The organism is Enterobacter cloacae complex sp. GF14B, assembly GCF_004136805.1.
Classification (GTDB): Bacteria; Pseudomonadota; Gammaproteobacteria; order Enterobacterales; family Enterobacteriaceae; genus Enterobacter; species Enterobacter hormaechei_C.
The window spans coordinates 1-850 of the sequence record NZ_QFRV01000401.1; the positions used below are offsets into that span (position 1 = coordinate 1).

The window sequence follows — 850 nt, forward strand, 5'->3', positions numbered from 1 at the left end:
ACTTAATGTCAAGCTTAAGGCATTGCACTTATGTAGTTCGTTGCGTCCCCCTAAGGAATCACATACTTGTTCAAACACTTCAATGTGTTTTCTAGCATCTTCGTCCCCATTGAATTTTTGCGTGAGTTTGGCAATTTGTACTGCCTTACTTCTAGGCTCTCTATCAGATGCATGACGCATAATTTCCGCGATAGATCGACCTATGGTTTGAGCAAACACTGCCAAGTCACCTATGTGAGGAGGCAGGGCCGGTGGAGGTACTCTTGGAATCATATGTGGGAGAGGGACGGGTACCGGTCTTGGCATATGTGTGGATGATGCAGGATGTGGAACATAACCGGGCATAGGTCCACTCGGATAAGGGCTAGGGAGCGGCACTCGAGGAGCATAAGCAAGTGGTACAATTGGAGGTGTGGGGGCCATGTGTGCATAAGGGGCTAGAGGCACATATGGTCGAGGCCCCATATTAGGTACTACGACACTAGGTAGTGGCACTGCGCTAACCGTAGATGTCATCGGTACATTCTCTGTCAGGCTTATCCCTGGAGTGAGCACTGTGTTTTCCTTAATAGAGGGTTGAGCCAAGTTAGGGAAGCTAAAGTTTTCGCTCGGAGGCTCAGATTGCATAGAGACCCCAGGTGAAATGACGTAAGATGCGTCCATGGGGCTCATTAGAGGAGTCTCCATTTGTGATAGAGTAGGCTGTTGAGCCTTGCTCGTATCCAGAAATCTCATGGGGCCAGTTGAGAGTATATTTACCCCTCGGTTTTGCCTTTCTGATTGAATAATGCCATGGATAACATTACAGATCATTTTCTGTTGATCTTCGATGCTCGTGGCACTAGAGGTG

Annotated in this window: 1 protein-coding gene; it reads right to left on the reverse strand. The window is 48.0% G+C overall.

Features of this window, described 5'->3' with window-relative positions:
* Nucleotides 1–180: hypothetical protein (locus DD606_RS26310; protein ID WP_219824258.1), on the reverse strand; the 180-nt coding region annotated here is incomplete at its 3' end.
* Between the last annotated feature and the right edge of the window lie 670 nt (nucleotides 181–850).